Genomic DNA, 21,184 nt, shown 5'->3' on the forward strand with positions numbered 1-21,184 from the left:
TTCATCATTTCCGAACAAAACTGCTTTTTGTCTGTTCAAAAGATCGGTGATAGATGGCATTTGGGAAAACAAAAAGGAGCCTAGTTTTCACTAGACTCCCCAATGGTTGACATAGAACCCTTTTTTTATGCCGTTTAGAGACTGGCGCAGGATCTTGTAATCGTCGTAGGCCGCGTCTTCTTTTTCAGGCATGGAAAATTCCTCGTCTTCGTGGAGCAAATCGTTCATGTCCACATCGAAGATGCGGGCCATTTTTTTGTAAATGAGTCGGTTTTTCGGGTAGCTGTCGCCGGATTCATAATTCTTCACCGTGCGCACACTCACGCCCAAGGCGTCGGCCAGCTCCTGCTGAATCCAGCCCTTTTCCGTGCGAAGGGTTTTTACTTTTTCCGCAAAGTTCATCGAACCACCTGCTCTTCCACGTTCCAAATCATGTTTGCGTAGGTCATGATGCTGCGGTCGGCGGTGAATTTCGAGGCGCAGGCCATGTTCCAAAAGCTCTTTTTGTACCAGCTTTTTTCGTCCCTGAAATCTTCTTCGATGCGATTTTGCGTAGCGATGTAGTCCCTCAAATCGTAGAGCAGATAGTATTCGTCGTTGGGCCCGCTCTTGTTGTCCATCAACGCATCCCTGAGGTCGAGGAATTTAAAGCTGCCCCCGTCGTCTAGAAGTCCGTCCGTTAAACTGTCCACGGCTTCTTTCGCCAAGGGATCCTCCCCGTAGCGGACGACGGGATCGTAGCCCGAGGCCTCCATTTCTTCCACGGAGCTTCCGAAGACGTAGTTGTTTTCCACGCCGGCCTCTTCGAAAATTTCGATATTGGCCCCGTCCATGGTGCCTAAGGTCACGGTACCGTTCATCATAAACTTCATATTTCCCGTGCCGCTGGCTTCTTTACCCACGGTGGAAATCTGCTCGCTGACATCGGCGGCGGAAACCAAAAGTTCCGCCCAGCTCACGTCGTAGTTTTCGATAAAGACCACTTTCAGCTGATCGCCCACGTCGGGATCGTTGTTTATGACGCGGGCCAGTTCCGTAATGTATTTAATAATGCCCTTGGCCCGGTGGTAGCCCGGTGCGGATTTTCCGCCGAAGATGCAGGTTCTCGGCGTGCGCGCCCTTGCGGGATCAGCCTTGATTTCCTTGTACAAATGGTGAATGTAAAAGCCGTACATCAGCTGGCGCTTGTATTCGTGGATCCGCTTGATCTGAATGTCGTAAATGGAATCGGGATTGATCCGTACGCCGAAGGCTTCCTCGATTCGCTCCGCGAGGCGCACTTTGTTTTGACGCTTAATGGCCTTGAAACGGTCGATGACCGCCTCGTTATCCACCAGATCTTTTAACTTCGCCAGCTCCGAAAAATCCGTCCGCCAACCCGTGCCGATCCAATCGTCGATGGCTTCGGACAAGAGGGGATTCGCCGCCATCAAAAAGCGCCGAGGCGTGACGCCGTTGGTAACGTTCATAAATTTGTCGGGGTAAAGATCGGAAAAATTCTTCAGCTCCCGCTCTTTTAGTATGCGGGTGTGGAGTTCGGCCACGCCGTTTACCTTCGAGGCCACGTGAATGCCCAAGTGGGCCATGTAAATAACGCCCTTGTCCACGATGGCCATTTTGCGCACCGCCGATTCGTCCAGGCCGCGCTCCCGCATGACGCCGGCGTAGTGATCGTTCAAGCGGTAGATCACGGCCAAAGTATCGGGACAGACATCTTCCACAATGGCCACGGGCCACTTTTCCATGGCTTCCTGTAAAATCGTGTGGTTCGTATAATTGAAGACGTGCTCCGCAATTTGAAGGGCTTCTTCGAAGGAAAAGCCCAGCTCGTTCACCAATATCCGTATGCCTTCGGGGATGGCGATGACGGGATGGGTGTCATTGAGCTGAATGGCCAGAGCATTCAGGCGGTCCGCCGGTGCCATGGACTTTAAATCCCCTTGACGCAAAAGGTCCCGAAGGGTGGCCTGTGCAAAGAAGTATTGCTGCATAAAGCGGAGCAGCTGCCCTTCCCGTCGCGCGTCGTTGGGATAGAGGACGCGGGTGATGTTTTCCGCAATGGCGCGCTCGCTCACGGCGCCCAGGTAATCGAATTTGTTGAATTTTTGGAAGTCGAAGTCGTTCATGGCCTCGGCCCGCCAGAGACGCAGGCGATTTACATTGTTCGTCTCGTAGCCCGGCACGATGTAGTCGTAGGGAATGGCTTTTAATGTAAAGTCTTTAAAGTGCACGGGCACCATTTCGTCGTCGTGGCGGCGGCCCCACATGTCCCCGTCTTTCAACCAGTCGTCCCCCACTTCCACCTGGAAGCCGTCTTCGATTTTTTGAGCGAACATGCCCTTTTCGTAGCGCAGGCCGTAGCCCCGAAGGGGCACGCCTTTCGTGGCGGCGGCGTCCATAAAGCAGGCGGCCAAACGACCGAGGCCGCCGTTTCCGAGACCCGCATCGGGCTCGAAGCGGAAGAGCTCTTCCACCTCCACGCCGTAAAGTTCCGGCACCAATTCACGCACAAGGGCCTCTTCCGCCGGCCCCAGCGCCTGAAGGTGAGTCTTTAAGCTCTTGCCGATTAAGTATTCCAGACTCATGTAGCAGGCGATTTTTCCCTTTTCGTAGGCACGATGGGTGCGAATCCGTCGGTCGTGAAAAGCGATGCGTATGCAAGTGGCCAAGGCCCGGGCCTTCGCCGCCATGCTCGCCTCGTCCACGGGTCTCGATGATTCCAAGTACATGGTGGCCATTAAATTATTGATCCAAGTCTGTCTGTCCATTACTTCGCCCTTTCTTTTAAGCAAAATTCGATTCGTCTCGCCGCGTCTTCATTCATTGCATCCGGCGGCAGCATCCACTGCCAATTGCCGCGGCAGGTGCCCGGCCGATTGATGCGCCCGGGTTTTTTCAAAAAGTCGCCGTGCTGAAAAAATACCGTCTCTTCCCGCCGACGAACGGCGTAGTTTAAAAGATTCTCTGTGCTGACTTCAGCGCCCGTCGCTACTTCCCAGAGACGCTTCGTCTTCTCGTCCATATGTTTTACATAAAGGGGCACAGGATCCGTGTCGTGATTGCCCGTGTAGTAAATTTGCGGCCGATCACTTTCGCCACTCGGCCCTTCCAAGGCCATGACCCTCATGCCCGACCAGGGAAATTTGTCCCGAAAGCGGTAAAACTCCCCGTCTAAAAAGCCCAGGTCCTCGATTAAAAACCGCTTATCCTCTTTCCAGGTCGAAAAGAGGGCCTCGCCGGGCACCGCTTCCCAGTGGCCCGCGGCGGGCTTTTCGCCGCGAGGAATGTGATAGATTTTTTCATAGCCCCTGAAGTGATCCAGCCGCAGGCGATGATAGCGATTCAATGCGTTGTCGATGCGTTTTCTGAAATAAGCGAAATTCTCCGCCGCCAAGGCCTTCCAATCGTAGACCGGCGAATTCCACAGCTGGCCTTCGTCGCTGAAGCCGTCGCCGGGCACGCCGGAAACGTACGTGGGCTCGAGCTCATCATCCAAAAGGAAATGCTCCGGATGGATCCAGCGCTCCACGCTATCGATACCCGGATAATAGGGCAGATCCCCGACGATTTCAATGCCGCAAGCCTCGGCGTAGTTCAAAATATTTTTCCACTGTTTTTCAAAGAGATAGGCCAGGGCGCAGTAGATTCGCACGCCCCTTTCGCCTTTGTTTCGATCTCGAAAGCCGGGGAAATCTTTCTTCACCTCCGCGGGCCAATCGCGAAATTGCCCGTAGCGGCTCATAGCCGAATAGAAAAGTCCGGCGGCCTCGGCTTCTTCCCCTTTTTCCTCCATGAAATCCTGAAAGCCGGGGCAGTCTTCCGTTTTTTTCAGATTCAAATTGCTGCACAGGGCGGCGAATTTTTTCACGTAGGGCACTTCTCCCGCGGAAGAAACAAATCCATCCTTTTCCAGGGCGCCCACATCAAGAAGCAAAAGATCCCCCGCCGACAGATCCGGCGATGCGTAAGGGCTCATGTAAGCATCCACGGGGTTGATGGGCAAGATCTGCCAGTAGGAAAAGCCCGCGGCACGCAAAAAATTCAAATAGGTCTCGGCCTGTAAAAAATCTCCCCGGCCGCTCGGGGAAGGCAGAGAAAAAATCGGCAAAAGCATTCCCGCATCCATAACATCCTCCAAAAAAAAGCCCTGCAAAAGCAGGGCATGCATTGTGTTTATTGTCCTAGAAAAAAGCCACGCTGTCAACGAAGATCTTCTTCCCCTTCTTCCTCTTTCGGCATTTCGGGGGCGGCTTGCGCTTCATTCTCGGCGCGATTTTTTTCTAAAATTTCCATAAATTCCGCGCCGGTAATGGTTTCTTTCTTCAAAAGGTAGTGGGCGATGGCGTGAAGGCTGTCCACATTTTCCGTAAGGATTTCGTGGCTCTTTTCCTGGGCCTTGGTAATGATGGCGCTCACGGCCATGTCGATGTCGAAGGCCCGGCGGTCGGAGACGGCCAAAGTGGTGTCGCCGCCTAAATAGCGATTGGTCAAGGTTTCCATGGCCACGAAGCCGAACTCGTCGGTCATGCCGTAGCGGGTGATCATGGAGCGGGCGATCTTCGTGGCCTGCTCGATGTCGTTGGAGGCCCCGGTGGTGCGGGTGTTGAAGATCAACTCTTCCGCCGCGCGGCCGCCGGTAAAGGTGACGATTTTATTGAAGGCTTCTTCCTTGCTGATGAGGAATTTTTCTTCCTCATCCACCTGCATGGTGTAGCCTAAAGCGCCACTGGTTCTGGGAATAATGGTAATCTTGTGCACCGGCGCCGATTCCTTTTGCATGGCGGCGACCAGGGCGTGGCCCACTTCGTGGTAGGCGATGATTTCTTTTTCCCTTTGGCTGATGACGCTGTTTTTCCGTTGATGGCCGGCGATGACCACTTCCACGCTTTCCATTAAATCTTCTTCGCTCATCAACCGGCGACCGCTGCGAACGGCGCGAAGGGCCGCTTCATTCACCATGTTGGCGAGATCCGCCCCGCTGGCACCGGCAGTGGCCTTGGCAACGGCATTGTAGTCGATGGCCTCTTCCGTCTTCACGTCCTTCGCGTGAACCTTTAAAATGGCTTCGCGACCGGCGAGATCCGGAAGCTCCACGGGAATGCGGCGGTCGAAACGGCCGGGACGCAAGAGCGCCGGGTCCAGAGATTCGGGGCGGTTCGTGGCCGCGAGAATAACCACGCCGCCGTTTCCTTCAAAGCCGTCCATTTCCGCCAAGAGTTGATTCAGCGTCTGTTCCCGCTCGTCGTTTCCCGAAAAACCGGCGCCGTCGCGCTTCTTGCCGATGGTGTCGATTTCGTCGATAAAGACGATGCAGGGCGCTTTTTCCTTGGCCTGTTCGAAGAGATCCCGCACCTTGGCAGCGCCGAGGCCCACGAACATTTCAACAAATTCCGAACCGGAGATGGAGAAAAAGGGCACACTGGCTTCTCCGGCCACGGCCTTGGCCAAGAGGGTCTTCCCGGTGCCCGGAGGCCCGACGAGAAGGGCGCCCTTGGGAAGCTTCGCGCCGATTTCCGTGTACTTGCTCGGGTTGTGGAGAAAGTCCACGATCTCCGTCAAATCGTCCTTGGCCTCGTCCTGACCTGCCACATTGGCGAAAGTAATTCCCTCCACGCTCTGATCGTAAATCTTCGCGTTGCTTTTTCCGAAGCTCATGGGGCCCACGCCCCCTTTGCCGCCCATGGATTTCGTCATGGAGCGCAGGAAAATTTGTCCCACGGCCACCATGACCACCACCATCAGGGCGAAACTCAAGAGGCTTTGCAAAATCGGATTCATTTCGCTGGGGTACTTGCGGTCGAATTCCACGCCGTTTTCGTAAAGGCGATTGACCAAGCCTTCGTCGGGGAAACGGGCCGTTTCGTAGCGCACGTCCTTTTCCCCTTTAATGGTAAAGGCGATTTGCTTGTCCGCAATATGGGCTTCCTTCACCTTCTTTTGGTCCACGTCGGCCAAAAATTCGTTGTAGCTGACGCTCTTGATCTTGACAGGATCCTTGAGCATCTTCGGCATCAGCATAAACGAGATCAAAAAGACCAGCACGATCCCGATGGCGTAATATAGAAACATCGGTTTATTTATATCTCTTTTCATCGACTCCTCCATTTCATTCTATCTTTTATGTATATCCATAAATTAATAACTTATGCAATCAGGCGATGGATAGATCTTACCACAGGGAGGAAGCCCTCAATCGGAAAGACAAAAAACTTATCCTCATCTTTGCCTTTGGCTCCAATAGTTAAGTCTCGTATAGAAATGCCGCCCCGCGGACCGGGATTTGTTTCAATTATTGCCACCTGTGGTAAAATAACAAACAACGACGACTTTTTAAGACAGAGGAGGAATTATGAAAAAAATAAAATTAACCGCCGTAACGGGAATCTGCCTGGGCCTGCTTCTCGTAGCCACGGGCTGCGCCAAAGACGCCGCACAGGCTGAAGAAGCGAATAATCAGGTGGAAGTGGTTGAAAACCAAAAGACATCGGAAGATTTAAACAGAGAAGCCGAAGAAAACGCGGCCGACGCGGCGGAAAACAACGAGGCAAAAGATGCCGACGCGAAAGATAAAAAAGACAAAAAAGACGGCGAAGAACAAAGCTACAAAGTCACCTTGACCTACCCTTCCTCCGACTACATTGTAAACGGCGACGAGGAAAATAAAAAAGTCACGGAACAAGTGACCATCGACGCATCGAAAGACGACATCGTTATGAAAGTATTGGAACAATTGGCTCAAAGCCCGAAAGCCGAAGGCGCCGAATCCGTGGGCTTGGATAAGTTCGATTTCTCCAAATCCAAATTAGACGGCACCACCGCCGTCGTGGATCTTTCCGGCGACTTGAGCGGCGGCTCTTTGGAAGAAGACGTGCTGGCACGCTCCATCGTCAACAGTTTGCTTTCCGTGGACGGCATTAAGGCCGTGGAGTTTACAGTAAACGGCGAAAAGGCCGAAAGCCTCATGGGCCATGTGGATATTTCCGAGCCCTTTACGAAAAATCTGTAATCGAAAAGAACGCTTGAGTCCGGCAAAACCGGGCTCTTTTTTTGCGGACAAACCCTCTTGTTGCGTAAAGTTTATTCAAATAAAAAAGCCAAGGGGATTTCTCCCCCGTGGCTTTAAGACGTCGGTCCGTTGAGCTCTAAATTTTCTTCCACCGCCGACGGATCGCCGGCCTTTGCCTTGTCCAGCATTTCCTTAAAATAGCTTCGTGTCGCGTCGTCACACTTGGCGGGACTCATGTAGTTCATCGTCGGTGCCTTTTCCAATTCTTCGATGGCTTTGTCGGCCCGTGCTTTGTCCGTCTTGTAATTATCCAACCATTCCTTTTCCCAAGCTTCTTCCCAATATTGGGACGCCCGCGTGTCCCCATAGCCCACTTCGTAGGAGGCTTCTTTTTCGCCGTCCAATTCCGTAGGCACGGTGTAATCGTCCGGCCAGTCCAAGGCGGCTACGGTTTCTTTAAATTCCTTATTTGCAATATCGTAGGAATGAAAGCCCTTCGGATTGCCCGAATGACAGGCACAAAGGCCAAGAGCCAGGGCAAGGGCAAAGGACACGCTCAGAATTCGCCTTAATTTTTTTCTCATATCAATCTCCTTTTCAATGTAAAAGCATCTCTACATCTCAAAGGATAGCATGGCTCCTAATACTAGTTTTTAATTTCCCCATACGATTTTCCTACTTTTTTCTTACTTTTTGAACCTTATCCGAAAACGCACCTTATCGTCTGCGCTTTCCGCCGCAATCTCCGCCCCGTGTGCGCGAAGAATTTCCCGCGAGATAGCAAGCCCCAAGCCTGAGCCGCCGGCGGAATGTCGCGACGGATCCAAGCGGTAAAAGGGTTCAAAAATATTTTCCAGAGCTTCCTCGGGGATGGTCTTACAGGCGTTGATAAAGTCCATGGTCATAATCTCCTCGTCTTGGGTCACTTCGATGACCACGGTGCTGCCCTCATCCCCATACAAATAGGCATTTTTCAAAAGATTGCCGAACACCCGAGACATTTTGTCGGCGTCACACCAAAGGGATACGTTCCCCGGCACGTGAGGCTCACAGGCCATGTGTTTTTCATCGAATAACGGTTTAAACTCAAATATAATCTGCTCCAAGAGAAGGCTTAAATTGCATTCTGCCACATGAAGCTTCATATCGGCCAAATTAAATTTCGTCATTTCGAAAAATTCATCGATTAAGTCGGAAAGGGCCTCGCTCTTTCTCAAGACCACATCAAGATATTTCTCTCGCTCCTCGCCACTTAATTTCACATCGCCGTTTAATAAATTTAAGTAGCCGACGATGGATGCCAATGGCGTCTTCAAATCGTGGGCCAAGTTCACGATTAAATCATTTTTCTGCTTTTGCCTCTGTGCCGCCAAGGTCTCGTTTCGAATCGATTCAGCCTTGAGCGCATTGATTTTTTCGGCAATGGCGGCGAGTTCCGGCGACAATTCAATGGCGCCCGCTTCTTTATCGAAAAGAAGATTCGTCGCTTCCTGCAATTCGTCCACGTAGTGAACCAATTGCTTAAACAATCGGTAGGTGGCAAGGACGATTGAAAGCACCCAAATGGCAAGAGCCGGGTAAAGCAAGTAAAGGTCCCGGTAGTACAAGTAATTGAAGGGATCATGGCCATTCAGCCATTGGCGCAAACAGATGCTGATGAATACTGTGGCGAAAAACACCGCGGCGGTAATGGCGATAACTTGAATCACGTAGCGTTTAAAAATCCCGCGGAGCAAGTAATCGTTGCTATTTTTCGATGACATAGCCTACGCCCCAAACCGTTTTGATGTACTTACTCCGGCGTCCGGAATCCTGCATCTTTTCCCGAATCCGCCCGATGTGCGCCATGACCGTGTTATTGTTATCCATGTATTTTTCTCGCCAAATCGCTTCAAAAAGCGCTTCTGAGGAGACAACTTCCCCTAAGTGCTCGCATAAATACCACATAATTTCAAATTCGATGGGCGTTAGGGAAAGGGGCTTTTCATTTAAGGTGCATTTGTGCTCCCTTTTGTTGATGATCAAGCCGCGAATGGAAATCTCTTCCTCCGGCCCGCCGATCCCTTGATTATATCGGCCGCTTCGTCGAAGTTGCGTCTTCACCCTGGCCACGACTTCCAGAGGATTAAAGGGCTTGGTCATGTAATCGTCGGCCCCGACGGTGAGGCCCAGAATTTTATCCCCGAAATCAATTTTCGACGTGAGCATAAGAATAGGAAAAAAATAGTTTTCGCGAATCTTTTGGCACAGACTGAAACCGTCCAAATCCTCCAGCATAATATCCAAAATCATGGCGTCCGGCGGATCCGCTTTTATTTTTTCAAGGGCTTCTTTGCCGTCAAATGCCGTTTCCACGGCGTAGCCGTCGTTCTGAAGATAGATCTCAAGCAGTTCGCAGATTTCTTTCTCATCATCGACGATAAGGATTTTCTCTTTCATGGTTTTTCTCCGTCATTCATTAAAAATTGCTTCCTATAATTTAATTTCACTATACCACGAATCCGCTTTTCCATCGCAACAATTTCTTTGAACCTTTTCTACACAAAAAAAACAAGCCCCCACGGGAGACTTGTTCGCAGTGCTTCTTTACTTTTCTCTGTAATCCGTGCGATGGGCGAGGGCCGTAGCCACGGTGAGCTCGTCGTAATACTCCAGATCGCCGCCGACGGGAATGCCGTGGGCGATGCGGGTAATGTGGATGTCCACATCGGCCAAGGTGCGGGTAATGTAGCGAGCGGTCATGTCGCCGTCTTTCGTGGGGTTGGTGGCGAGAATCAGTTCCTTAATCGGCTCGTGCTTCAGCCGCTCCAAAAGCTCTCTGATGCGAAGCTTTTGCGGCACGATGCCCCGCTCCGGCACGATGACGCCGTGGAGCACGTGGTACAGGCCGTTGTACTTGCCCGTGGCTTCCATGACCTGCACGTCCTGAGGCCGCTCCACCACGCAGATCACCGTGCGGTCCCTGTGCTCGCTCTTGCAAATGCTGCAGGGATCGGAATCGGTGTAGTCGTGGCAGATGCTGCACTCTCTTATCTTCTCGCGGGCTTCCTGAATGGCCTTGGCCAACTGCTCCGCCTCTTCCGGCGGGGCATCGAGCAAAAAGTAGCTGAGACGCCGCGCGGTCTTCGTGCCGATCCCCGGCAGACGACTCAGGCGATAGATCAGCTCCTCCAGGGGTTTGTCCATGATTAAAACAGACCCGGCATATTGAGGCCGCCGGTCAAGCGGGACATTTCCCCTTCCGTCTTTTCTCTTGCGTTATTCATGGCTTCGCGAATGGCGGCGAGAATTAAGTCTTCCAAGGTTTCCACGTCTTCGGGATCCACCACGTCGGGATCGATGGACAGGCGCAAGAGCTCTTGCTTGCCGTTTACCACAGCGGAAACGACGCCGCCGCCTGAAGTGGCTTCAAATTCCTGTTTATCCAGGTCCGCCTGCATTTTTTCCATGTCTTTTTGAAACTTTTGTACCTGTTTCATCATATTGTTCATATTTTTTCCGCCCATATTGGGAAATCCCTTCGCCATAGTGCCTCCTTATTCTTTTTCAATGGTTACGTCTTTAAATACGCGCTCGATGGACTGAAGGACATCGTCGTCCGCATCGCCGATGGCTTCCACCGCCACCGTCGTCTCCGGCCCGAGCGCTTCCTTCACACCTTCGGCCAGGGCCTTTACATTGGCCTCTTTTTTTAACATCTGCAAATGGAAAGAAAACTTCGGCTGAAATAATATAGTAAGCCTATTCCCTTCCATCTTCGTACTTTGTGCGTCTTTCAACAGGGCCGCGCAGGCCACGCTTTTCTCGCGAACCGCCGACTGCACCTCTTGCCACCGGTCTTCCGCAAGGGCCGTCTTGTCGCCTTCGATTATATCACGGTCTCGGGCTTCACTCAAAGTCTGCTGCCCTTCCGATGCCTCCGGAATCGTTTCGGCGTCTTTTGTTTTTTCTTCAGGTGACGATGCAACCGCTGCCGTCTCTTTTCGCGGCGCTTCGGCTTTTTTTACCGGCACTTTTTTTCGCGGGGCCGCGTCCAAGGGCACGATTTCGTCATCCGGCAGGGAACCCGCCCCTTTCAAGTGAAGGGCTTTTAATAGTAGAATTTCCACCACGGTCTTGGGATCCTTGGCGTAACGAAACTGCTCCCGCCCCTGTTGAAAGAGCTGAAGGACCTGAAAACCGTAGCCCTCGTCCAGATTTTTTGCGTGGGCTTCAAAGGCCGCTCCCTCGCTTTCGCTGAGCCCCTTGGGAACTTCCCGGGTGTAGCCGTAAAACAAAAGGTCGCGGAAGTAGTCGATGAGGGCGTCGAGGAGAAGGGAAAAATTCTTCCCGCGGTCGTGGGCCCTGTTTAATGCATCGACGATCAGGGCGCCGTCTCCCGTAAAGAGGCCGTCGACGATGCGAAAAATCCCCTCTTCTTCCGTAAGGCCCAAGGCGTCGCGCACAAGCTCCCCGTCCACGACGCCATCGTCCATGGAAAGGACCTGATCCAAAATGGAGAGGCTGTCCCGCATGCTGCCGTCGCTGTGGGCGGCGATCACCGCCAGGCCTTCGTCGGTGTAGCTTCTCTTCTCCAAATCCAAAATCCGGGCGAGCTCCCCTTGAATGGCTTCTTCCTTTAAGCGAAAGAAAGTAAAGCGTTGGGCCCGGGACAAAATCGTGGCGGGAATTTTTTCCGGCTCCGTCGTGGCCAAAATAAAGAGGGCGTGGGCCGGCGGCTCTTCCAAAATTTTCAAAAGGGCGTTAAAGGCCCCTTTGCTGAGCATGTGGACCTCGTCGATAATGTAGACTTTTTTCTTCGCCACCGCCGGCGCATAGGCCACGTGCTCGCGAATCTCCCGTATGTCGTCCACGGAATTGTTGCTGGCCGCGTCGATTTCCATGACATCGAAGAGGCTTTCTTCTAAAATCCCGCGGCAGACCTTGCATTCGTTGCAGGGATTGGCCCCCACAGGGGAAAGGCAGTTCACGGCGCGGGCGAAAATTTTCGCCGCGGACGTCTTGCCTGTGCCCCGGGTGCCGGAGAAAATATAGGCGTGGTGAACGCGGTTTTCTTTTATTTGATTTTTCAGTGCGGTAATGGTCATCTCTTGGCCGACGACGTCGTCGAATGTCTTGGGCCGATACCTTCTGTACAGTGCTTGCATAATCGCCTCCGGCTAATAGTATACATGAAAAGAGAGCTACGAGAAATCTTTTCCCTTAGTCCTTTCTTAGTTTGGATCCGAAAATTTTGACCAATCCTTCACGATTCTATCACATGGGGCGGTTATACTAAGGCTACATCAATGATATGAATCTTTTAGGAGGTATTTCGAAATGAAAAACTTAAAGAAAATCGCTAGCGCTATGGCAGTAGGTACCCTTATGTTCGGTCTCGTTGCTTGCCAACCCAAAGCTGACGAAGCTCAAAATGCTGCAAACAACGCTGCTAACGCTGCTAACAACGCTGCTGCTGAAGCTAACAACGCTCAAAACGAAGCTGCTAACAAAGCTGAAAACGCCGCTGCTGCTAACGCTGCTGCTGACAACGCTCAAGCTGCTGCTAACAACGCTGAAGCTTCCGCTGACAAGGCTGAAAACGCCGCTAAGTAATCGACGATTCGATTTTAAGAAAAGCTCCGGTTTTTCCGGAGTTTTTTTTATGACTTCATTTTTATGACTTCATTCTGTAATCAACCGAATCTATGTTATAATTTGGTAAAACAGATGAAGAAGGAGGACGATCCATTGTATTGTTTTCAATGTGGCGAAGAACTGGTCAAAGGCGCGAAGTTTTGTCACGTCTGCGGTGCCAATCAGGAAGAAGCGCGAAAACTCTTCGAGAAAAATTTTAAAGACGCCTCGCCTGCACCGAAAGCCGGTTTGGATCATCCCGCTTCCGGCGGCGACACGAAAGTCGCCTACTCCTCCGATCCGGAAGACGGCGAAGCCTTAAAAAATTACTTAAATAAAGTGGATACCCACGTGGGCATGAGTATTCAAAAACACGAAACCCTCTCCGGCGCGCGCCCGAAGCCGAAAAAAGAAAAGCCGAAGAAAAAAGCGGCAAACGCCCATGTCGAAGCTGCGCCTTCTGCCGCGGCCGATTCGAAAAAAGCCGATACGCGGCCTCAGCCCGCTCAGCCTACGGAAAAAAAGAAAAAGAAGAGCTTTTCCGCCATTTGGAACAGCTTTATCGACGAGGAAGACAATCCCTACTCCGTCTTCGGCGAAATGGCCGATCGCCTGGAGCGGAATCAAAAGATGTTGGACGATTCAGAGGCCGATCGCCTGCGCGTGTCTCAGGACATGGACGGCATGGATCAGGAAACCTTCGCCCAAACCGGCGACGTGTCCTCTTTAAACAAAAAGGTCAACGAAATTTTAGACGCACAGGAAAGAGAAAACGAGGAAAAAATGACCTCGAAAGGCGTCCTCTCTTCCTTCTTCTCGAAAAATAAAAAATCCGAAGACACCACGGCGAAAAAAGAAAGCCCCGCGTCGGCAACGGAAAAGGCGCCTGAGAAAGAAACCATCTCCCCCGCCGATGCCTTCGATGGGAAGGAGCCGAAGAAGGACGCCCTCATCGAGACGAAGGAGGTCGTCGCAGAAAAAGAAAGCGCCGATGATACCTTGATTCAAGCCGCCGATTCCTTCGCCGATACAAAATCCGTAACCACGCCCGTCGAGAAAGACGCGCCGGCAGCTTTCGAATCAGAGGCAATTTCTGAAAAAGAAGCCCGCAAGCAGGCGAAAAAAGAAGCCAAGGCGGCGGCCAAGGCTCAAAAGGCGGCAAAAAAAGCGGCGGCATCCGACGAGAAAAAAGAAAATCCCTTCACTTCCTTCTTTGCCGGTTTGAAAAAAGAAAAATCCGACGTGAAAAAGGCGGAAAAACCCGCCGAGGAAAAGCAACACCATCAAATCAGCGAGCTTTCCGACAATACCTACGTCTTAAAGGCCTACGACCGACTCTTGCGTGGGCGGGATCGCGTCATGGCAAAGGGCAAGCAAGGGGTCTACGGCCTATTAGGCATCGGCCTCGTCATCAGTACCCTACCGATTTTCTTTGCCTTCGGAAGAATCGGCATTTTAGCCGTTATTTTCGCCGTGTTAAAAGCGCTGATCGATCTGTTCCGCTTTTTCTTCGCAAACAATGTGGCCCGCACCAACAGTTGCGTGGAAGATAATTTGCGGGAACGTACCGTGGACAATCTCTTCCACTGGATCCTGTATTTGATCCCGTCGGCCATTGTGTTTTTCGTCCTGCCGGCCTCTACGGCCATGGGACGCACGGTTTTGGGTGCGGTGACGCCCCACTTCCTCTTGAGCATTCTGCTCTATGTGTGGGTCATGTTTTTGGCCTATTCTTCGGCCCATTCCATCTTGCCGAAAGAAAACAGCCGCGATTTTCTTGCCTGGTACGGCATTATCTTCGTAAGCATCGACTTGATCTCCAAACTCTTTTGGATCATCGCCATCTTTCTTACGTCCACATTCGCCTAAAACGGAACCGCTTCGGCGGTTCTTTTTTCTTTCTCCCGTCTATTACCGCTTTTTCACGGAAAAGCACTTGTTTCGATGAAGAAAAAATCTTACAATAGGATAAGATTACCTAAAGGAGGAAATTATGCCCATCGTATGTAAATTCGGCGGTTCATCCCTCGCCAATAGTGAACAGTTTAAAAAAGTTAAGGATATTATCGAAAGCGATGAAAACCGCCTCTATGTCATCCCTTCGGCGCCGGGAAAGGCCCGAAACGGCGATCAAAAGGTGACGGATCTGTTGATTCTTCTCTACAACATGGCCGTGCACAAACTTTCGCCCAACGAAGTCATGAGCATGATCGAAGCCCGCTACCGCGAAATCTTAGACGGCATCGGCATCGAATTCGATTTGAAGGCGGAGCTCGACACGATTTTGAGCACCATTACCTCCGGCAAGGTGAGTAAATCCTACGTCCTCTCCCGAGGCGAATACTTAAACGGAAAAATTTTAGCCGCCTACTTGGGCTACGATTTCGTCGACGCCGCTACGGTGATTCGCTTCGACGAAAACGGCCAATGGGACGAAGAAGCCAGCTACCGCGCTCTGGAAGAAATGAAGGAAGAACACGCCTGTGCCGTGATCCCCGGCTTCTACGGCTCCACGCCATCAGGCAAAATCATCACCTTCAGCCGCGGCGGCAGCGACCTCTCCGGCGCCATCGTGGCCCGAGGCGTCGGCGCCGATCTCTACGAAAACTGGACCGACGTCTCCGGCCTTCTCGCCGTGGATCCTTCCATCGTGCCCCATCCGCGAAAGATCAAAAAAATCACCTATGAAGAGCTTCGCGAGCTCTCTTACAGCGGCGCCAAGGTCATGCACGACGAAGCCATGTTCCCGGTCATCGAAAAAAATATTCCCGTGGTGATCCGAAACACCAATGCCAAAGACGAAGACGGCTCCTACATCGTGGCCAATGTGCCCGACGATATGGAAGGTGAAAACATTACGGGTATCGCCTGCAGAAAGGGTTTCGACGTCATCAATATCGAAAAATTCCGCATGAATCGGGATCTGGCTTTCCACAGAAAAGTGCTTTCCGTCCTGGAAGCCAACGACATTTATCTGGAACACATGCCCTCTTCCATCGACTCCATCTCCCTGGTCATCGCCAGTAAGTATCTGAAAAATAAAACCGATCAGCTCATCGCCGAGCTTCAAACCTTTACCAATGCCGATCGCATTACCGTGGACCACAACATCGCCCTGATCACCATCGTCGGTCGCAACATGAAAAACCGCGTCGGCACCAGCGCCCACATTTTCGGCGCCTTGGCCGGGGCCAATGTCAATATCCGCGTGATCATCCAAGGGGCCAGCGAAATGAACATTATCGTCGGCGTCCTGGACGAAGAGGCGGACAAATCCATCGAGGCAATTTATAACGCCACTTTCTCATAAAAACTTTTCTAATCTCTCGAAATCGGGTATACTCTATTTGTATAGGGGTGCTCACAGCTGAGAGAGAATTACTCAACCCATTGAACTTGTACAGGTAATGCTGTAAAAGGATCGAGCCGATGCACCGCGTGCATCGGCTTTTTTATTGAAAGGAGAAAGAAATGAAAGCAAGTATGGCCATTCAGGTATTGCCGACGGTAGAAGGCGGCATCAAAGAAGTTGTTCGCATCGTCGACGAGGTAATCAAAGTTATCGACGAAAGCGGTTTAAATTACGTCGTCTCTCCCTTTGAAACCACGGTTGAAGGCAATTCCATGGACGAAATCATCGACCTGCTCCGCAAATGCGAGGCCAAGGTGCTGGAAGAAGGCGCCGAATCCGTCATGTGCTATGTCAAATTAAATCACGGAAAAGAATCCATTTTATCCATCGATGAAAAAATCGACAAATATCAGTAAACTCTTCAGAGGGAGCATCCTCATCGTCGCCCTGCTCGTCCTGTGGCAGCTCTTGAGCACGTCGGGCCTTTTGCCCGCCTACCTGCTCCCCTCGCCTGTACAGGTCATCAAGGCCTTCGTGCAGGATCTCCCTCTGTTGGCGGCTCACTCGAAAGTCACCTTGGCCGAAGCGGCCCTCGGGCTCTTCTTCGGCATCGTCTCGGGCTTTCTCTGCGCCTTTTTAATGGACCGGTCGGCCTTTTTGAAGGACGCCCTCTATCCCCTCTTGGTCCTGACGCAGACGGTGCCCACCGTAGCCATCGCGCCCCTCTTGGTTCTCTGGATGGGCTACGGCATGACGCCGAAGGTGGTCCTGATCGTCATCGTCACCTTCTTTCCCATGGCCGTCAATCTCTACGAAGGCTTCGCCTCGGCAGATGTGGACGAAATGCGCCTCTTGCGCGCCATGGGCGCGGGCAAGCGGGAAATCTTTTCTTATGTGAAGCTCCCCAATGCCCTGGACGGCTTTTTCTCCGCCTTGAAAATCTCCGCCTCCTACTCCGTGGTAGGGGCGGTCATCGCCGAATGGCTCGGCGGATTCCAAGGCCTCGGTGTCTACATGACCCGGGTGAAAAACGCATACAGCTACGACCGCATGTTTGCCGTGATCTTTTTGATCTCGTTTTTAAGCTTAATCCTCATGGGCCTGGTGAATCTCTTCCAGAAAAAGGCCATGCCCTGGAAACAATTGAACCGATAGGAGTATTTTATGAAACGTTACATGAAACGCTTACTACCCGCCCTCTTGGCCGTCTTTATGCTGGCCGGCTGTTCCTCCGGCGGCAAAAATGCCGACGGAGACAAACAAAAAGTACGCCTGGTCCTGGACTGGACGCCGAACACGAACCACACGGGGATTTACGTGGCCAAGGAAAAAGGCTATTTCGATGAAGCCGGCATCGATCTCGAAATCCTGCAACCGCCGGAAGGCGGCGCGGAAGGCCTGGTGGCTAACAGCGGCGGCGAATTCGGCGTCTCCTTCCAAGACACCATCGCCGCATCCTGGGCCAAGGAAGAACCCCTTCCCGTAACCGCTGTGGCAGCCATGGTCCAACACAACACCTCCGGCCTTTTAAGTGCCAAAGATAAAGGCATCGACTCCATGGGCAAACTCACCGGCCACACCTACGCCACTTGGAACATGCCCATCGAACTTGCCATGATTAAAACCATGGTGGAAGACGACGGCGGCGATTTCTCCAAAGTCAATCTCCTTCCCTCCAATGTCACCGACATCGTGGCCGCATTAAACAGCAATGTGGACGCCGTGTGGGTCTACTACGGTTGGGACGGCATTAAAACCAAGGTCGATGGCCTGGAAACCAATTACATTCCCTTTATTGAATCCCACCCGGAATTCGACTATTACAGCCCCATTTTAATCGCCAACAACGATTTCCTGAAAAATGATCCGGACTCGGCGAAAAAAGCCCTGGCCGCCATTTCCAAAGGCTACGAATACGCCGCCGAACATCCGGAAGAAGCCGCCGAAATTCTAATGAAGGCCTCCCCGGAATTGGACAAGAAAATGGTCGACGAAAGCCAAGCTTATCTTTCCAAACAATACATCGCCGATGCGAAACAATTCGGCATCATCGACAGCAATCGCTGGAACGCCTTCTACGGCTGGCTCTGGGAAAACAAATTAATCGATCGGGAAATCCCGAAAGATTTCGGTTTCAGCAATGACTACCTCCCCCAATAAGCCCCTCTTAAAGGGCGAAGGCATTTGCCGCCGCTTCGGCGACAAAGTCGTGCTGGACGAGGTGAATCTTTCCGTGAATCGGGGAAAAGTCGTATCCCTTTTGGGCCAAAGCGGCAGCGGAAAAACCACCCTCTTTAACATTCTGGCGGGGCTGGACGTTCCCGATGCAGGCACGGTGCATCTCCTGGACGAAGACGTCACCGGCGAACCGGGCCATGTGGCCTACATGCTGCAAAAGGATCTGCTTCTTCGCCACTTAAAGATCATCGACAATGTGTCCCTTCCTCTGCGCCTGGCCGGCAAGAGCAAAGAAGAAGCCCGCGCTGCAGCCGACGGCTACTTTAAGGAGTTCGGCCTGGAAGGCACTCAATACAGCTACCCCGGCGCATTGAGCGGCGGTATGGCCCAGCGGGCGGCCTTTTTAAGGACCTTTCTCTTCTCGAAAGACCTGGTGCTCCTGGACGAGCCCTTCTCCCGCTTAGACGCCATTACAAAGGCGTCCATGCAGGATTGGTACCTGGCCATTAAGGACAAATACGCCCTTACCACCATCCTCATTACCCACGACATCGACGAAGCCCTGCGCATGAGCGACGTGATTCACGTCCTGTCCCCGAAAAAGAAATCCATCGCCTACACCTACGAGGTGCCGGAAGGGGACCGCAAGGAATTCGAACTGTCCCGGGATTATTTGGACGCAAAAAAAGCCATTCAGGAAGCCATTATGGCTTAGAAAACTTCTGAAAGCACAATCAATGCATAAAAAGGCTCTTTCCCACCGAAAGGATGAGAAAGAGCCTTTCTTATGTGTTCTGTTTTCAAAGGGCCGAAACTACTTCTCCACCCTTCCCCAATACAAATAGTTCTTGTCCCCGTCTTTTTCCACGAAAGACAAGATGCCGTCGTTACTGAAAAAGACAGAGCCCAGATTCTCTTGTCTTAGGGAAATCTTCTTTGCCCTCATCTCGGAAAGATCCACGAAGTCGAGGCTGACGTCGCCGTAAATAAAGAGGCGTCCGTCATCTAAAATTCTCGATTCGCGAAGAAAATTCGAATACGCGTAGCCCGGCAGGATATAGGGCGTATACCCGTCGCCCTCTTTTTTGTAGAGGGTGCATCGATCTTTTTCCGGATCTCCCTCGGGATTCGGCGCGTTCAAATTGACGATGAGCTCGGGATCTCCCGCCAAATACCTTGAAAGTCTCGTAATAAAGGGGATCTCGTAGAGGGTGTTTTTCTCTCTGTCCAGCAAATAGGAGCCCTTGGCTTCGGTGACATTTTCCGAATAATCGTCCAGTTCCTGAAATCCCACGGTGTTTCCCATGCCGCAGAAATTCGTAAACAGATGCCCTTCTTTCACTTTTTCGTCTTTTCCCAAAGTAAAGGCCGCATTTAAAATTTCCTCCGCCTTATCTCCGCCGTATTTCATAAAATACATGGCGTTTTCCAATTTATTTTCGCCGAGCATTTTTTCCAAGCTGACGTAAAAGCCCTCTTTTTCGGCAAAGGCGGCGATTCTGCTGAAATCCGAAAGCTTCACCTGCTTCACTTCTCCGTCGGGCCGGATCTCAACGTAATCCACGGCATCGTCCGTATTGGAGGCGATGAAATAAAACGTCCCATCCACGACTTTGGCGGCATCCATGTATTTATAGGTGCGCTCCAACTCCACATCTTTGGCCTCGCCGGTCTTTAAATCGGTGATTCTGATGTTTTTAAACGCTTCCAAAGTGGGATCGCTGATGTCTTCGTATAAAATTTCCTCTTTCGGATCGAATCCGAGAACCCAATCCTTCGATATTTCTTTTTTCGAAAAACCATCTTTGATATCGTCCACGGAAAGTGCGGTAAACTCCATCATCTCCGGTTCTTTTAGATTGTCGGAAAGCACCTTCGTCTCCCCGGCCAAATATTCCAATCCCTTTTCCGCAGCCGAATTCCCTTGAGGCACGGCCTTTTGTCTCCCGCAGGCAAGCAGGCAAAGCAATATGCACACGATAGTCAGCTTCTTCACGGCCTTCTCCTCTCTTATCGCGCAGTCCGTTCTTCCGGATAAAAAAAGGGGATTTCTCCCCTTTCTTTAATGAATGATTTGTCGGCGCTCCTGCTGTTGATTTGCCCGATACAATTCCCGAGCAGGATAGACTTTTGTACCGCTGAATTTATAATGGGGATCCGTCACCTGAACTTCGTTCGATACCGAGCCAAACCGATAACCGCTTACATTTAAAATATGGCCCGTCGTATTGTATTCGAATGCGTCGATGTCGACAGTGGAAATATCCAAGACGGCGGGTCTGTTGTTATCAATGGAGTTCACGACGATTCGATGCCAGTTTTCGAAGCTGCCGATGCTCGATAAAACATAGCCGGATTTCACATAATCCCGCAAAAATTGTTTGACGCGGGAAAAATCAGTCCCTTGGAAAGTGGTGCCTAAAAAGCCGGCGATTTGTTTTTGCGTGTACCTTTCTCCGTTAAAATAATCGTCCAATTGCTTTACCGTCGCCACGCCACCGTAATACGTGGTTTCTTGCCTTCTCACCGGCACATTTCTGACATTTTGATAGATCTTGCCGGGCTCAAAGTTTCCTCGCCCTTCGGAGAAAGGCATCGACGTCTTTTCATCCGTTGATAAAGCTTTGCCGGTCATAGTATAGTCTTCCTCCGCTTTTTCGCTCGCTTTTAAGGCTGCTTGATAACGGGGATCTTTCACTTGTTTTGCAATCTCTTTTTCTTTTCTTTCTTTTTCTAATCTTTCCCCTTCATGCATCTTCGGCCATAATACAGCTCCGTCTTTTAAGGTAAGATCGCCGGTATTTCCCTTTCGAACCTGCTGCATCAGTTCATATTCTTTTTCTTCCATCTCTTTTCTTTCCCCTTCGGAAACTTCGGGCCACAGAACGGCCCCGTTCTCGAGGGTGAGATCACCGGTGTTTCCGCCGGGTAGCGTGGAAGAATCCGCTGCATACACGAGGCTTGAACACAGGAGCACTAAAGATAGACCAATCGTCAGTATTCGTTTCATCATCCTACCTCCTTGCTTTAAA

General features: G+C 51.5%; 20 protein-coding genes. 8 read left to right on the top strand and 12 right to left on the bottom strand.

Annotation, left to right across the window (positions count from 1 at the left end):
- Nucleotides 1-90 precede the first annotated feature (90 nt).
- The 4 genes from DG046_RS07575 to ftsH form a co-directional block, all read right to left on the bottom strand.
- The gene (locus DG046_RS07575) at nt 91-402 is read right to left on the bottom strand and encodes a helix-turn-helix domain-containing protein (protein WP_108831907.1); all 312 of its coding nucleotides are present in this window, start codon (nt 400-402) and stop codon (nt 91-93) included.
- On the bottom strand, nt 399-2,768 hold the full coding sequence (locus tag DG046_RS07580; RefSeq protein ID WP_108831908.1) for a glycogen/starch/alpha-glucan phosphorylase: 2,370 nt from the start codon (nt 2,766-2,768) through the stop codon (nt 399-401). The genes DG046_RS07575 and DG046_RS07580 overlap by 4 nt, the downstream gene beginning before the upstream one ends.
- A complete protein-coding gene (locus DG046_RS07585) occupies nt 2,768-4,126 on the bottom strand; it encodes a 4-alpha-glucanotransferase (RefSeq protein ID WP_159082101.1) in 1,359 nt (452 codons plus the stop codon). The genes DG046_RS07580 and DG046_RS07585 overlap by 1 nt, the downstream gene beginning before the upstream one ends.
- Before the next feature lie 74 nt (nt 4,127-4,200).
- The gene (gene ftsH / locus DG046_RS07590; protein ID WP_417878416.1) at nt 4,201-6,093 is read right to left on the bottom strand and encodes an ATP-dependent zinc metalloprotease FtsH; all 1,893 of its coding nucleotides are present in this window, start codon (nt 6,091-6,093) and stop codon (nt 4,201-4,203) included.
- Nucleotides 6,094-6,349: 256 nt separating this feature from the next.
- Between ftsH and DG046_RS07595 the strand changes: the two genes are divergently transcribed.
- Nucleotides 6,350-7,006: a GerMN domain-containing protein gene (locus DG046_RS07595; protein ID WP_108831911.1), complete on the top strand. Its 657-nt coding sequence runs from the start codon at nt 6,350-6,352 to the stop codon at nt 7,004-7,006.
- Between the two features lie 113 nt (nt 7,007-7,119).
- On the opposite strand, the gene DG046_RS07600 is transcribed toward DG046_RS07595, so the two are convergent.
- The 6 genes from DG046_RS07600 to dnaX form a co-directional block, all read right to left on the bottom strand.
- Entirely contained in the window at nt 7,120-7,590 is a 471-nt protein-coding gene (locus DG046_RS07600; protein WP_108831912.1) for a hypothetical protein, read from the bottom strand.
- 102 nt (nt 7,591-7,692) lie between these two features.
- Nucleotides 7,693-8,769 carry a sensor histidine kinase gene (locus tag DG046_RS07605; RefSeq protein ID WP_108831913.1) on the bottom strand — a complete coding sequence of 359 codons (1,077 nt, stop codon included), beginning with the start codon at nt 8,767-8,769 and terminating at the stop codon, nt 7,693-7,695.
- A complete protein-coding gene (locus DG046_RS07610) occupies nt 8,753-9,445 on the bottom strand; it encodes a response regulator transcription factor (RefSeq protein WP_108831914.1) in 693 nt (230 codons plus the stop codon). Before DG046_RS07610 ends, DG046_RS07605 begins: the two co-directional genes overlap by 17 nt.
- A gap of 147 nt (nt 9,446-9,592) precedes the next feature.
- Entirely contained in the window at nt 9,593-10,192 is a 600-nt protein-coding gene (gene recR / locus DG046_RS07615; RefSeq protein ID WP_108831915.1) for a recombination mediator RecR, read from the bottom strand.
- Nucleotides 10,193-10,194: 2 nt separating this feature from the next.
- Nucleotides 10,195-10,533: a YbaB/EbfC family nucleoid-associated protein gene (locus DG046_RS07620; protein ID WP_108831916.1), complete on the bottom strand. Its 339-nt coding sequence runs from the start codon at nt 10,531-10,533 to the stop codon at nt 10,195-10,197.
- Between the two features lie 9 nt (nt 10,534-10,542).
- Entirely contained in the window at nt 10,543-12,153 is a 1,611-nt protein-coding gene (dnaX, locus tag DG046_RS07625) for a DNA polymerase III subunit gamma/tau (protein ID WP_108831917.1), read from the bottom strand.
- Nucleotides 12,154-12,325: 172 nt separating this feature from the next.
- On the opposite strand from dnaX, the gene DG046_RS07630 reads away from it, so the two are divergent.
- The 7 genes from DG046_RS07630 (at nt 12,326) to DG046_RS07660 (ending at nt 18,867) form a co-directional block, all read left to right on the top strand.
- On the top strand, nt 12,326-12,601 hold the full coding sequence (locus DG046_RS07630) for a hypothetical protein (RefSeq protein WP_108831918.1): 276 nt from the start codon (nt 12,326-12,328) through the stop codon (nt 12,599-12,601).
- A 135-nt stretch (nt 12,602-12,736) separates the two neighbouring features.
- Nucleotides 12,737-14,491, top strand: coding sequence for a zinc ribbon domain-containing protein (locus tag DG046_RS07635; protein WP_108831919.1), 1,755 nt, complete (start codon nt 12,737-12,739; stop codon nt 14,489-14,491).
- Nucleotides 14,492-14,615: 124 nt separating this feature from the next.
- Nucleotides 14,616-15,932: an aspartate kinase gene (locus tag DG046_RS07640; RefSeq protein WP_234411483.1), complete on the top strand. Its 1,317-nt coding sequence runs from the start codon at nt 14,616-14,618 to the stop codon at nt 15,930-15,932.
- Nucleotides 15,933-16,093: 161 nt separating this feature from the next.
- Nucleotides 16,094-16,390 (top strand): thiamine-binding protein, encoded by a 297-nt coding sequence (locus DG046_RS07645; protein WP_108831921.1) that lies wholly within the window; start codon nt 16,094-16,096, stop codon nt 16,388-16,390.
- On the top strand, nt 16,365-17,129 hold the full coding sequence (locus DG046_RS07650) for an ABC transporter permease (RefSeq protein WP_108831922.1): 765 nt from the start codon (nt 16,365-16,367) through the stop codon (nt 17,127-17,129). The genes DG046_RS07645 and DG046_RS07650 overlap by 26 nt, the downstream gene beginning before the upstream one ends.
- 9 nt (nt 17,130-17,138) lie before the next feature.
- A complete protein-coding gene (locus DG046_RS07655; protein ID WP_234411484.1) occupies nt 17,139-18,134 on the top strand; it encodes an ABC transporter substrate-binding protein in 996 nt (331 codons plus the stop codon).
- A complete protein-coding gene (locus DG046_RS07660; protein ID WP_108831923.1) occupies nt 18,115-18,867 on the top strand; it encodes an ABC transporter ATP-binding protein in 753 nt (250 codons plus the stop codon). Before DG046_RS07655 ends, DG046_RS07660 begins: the two co-directional genes overlap by 20 nt.
- 99 nt (nt 18,868-18,966) lie before the next feature.
- Here DG046_RS07660 and DG046_RS07665 read toward each other — a convergent pair whose 3' ends face one another.
- Nucleotides 18,967-20,148, bottom strand: a complete 1,182-nt coding sequence (locus DG046_RS07665) for a hypothetical protein (RefSeq protein ID WP_108831924.1) — start codon at nt 20,146-20,148, stop codon at nt 18,967-18,969.
- 66 nt (nt 20,149-20,214) lie between these two features.
- On the bottom strand, nt 20,215-21,162 hold the full coding sequence (locus tag DG046_RS07670) for a C39 family peptidase (protein ID WP_159082102.1): 948 nt from the start codon (nt 21,160-21,162) through the stop codon (nt 20,215-20,217).
- Nucleotides 21,163-21,184: the final 22 nt, after the last annotated feature.

The sequence above is a fragment of the Aedoeadaptatus coli genome, assembly GCF_900343085.1.
Lineage (GTDB): Bacteria > Bacillota > Clostridia > Tissierellales > Peptoniphilaceae > Aedoeadaptatus > Aedoeadaptatus coli.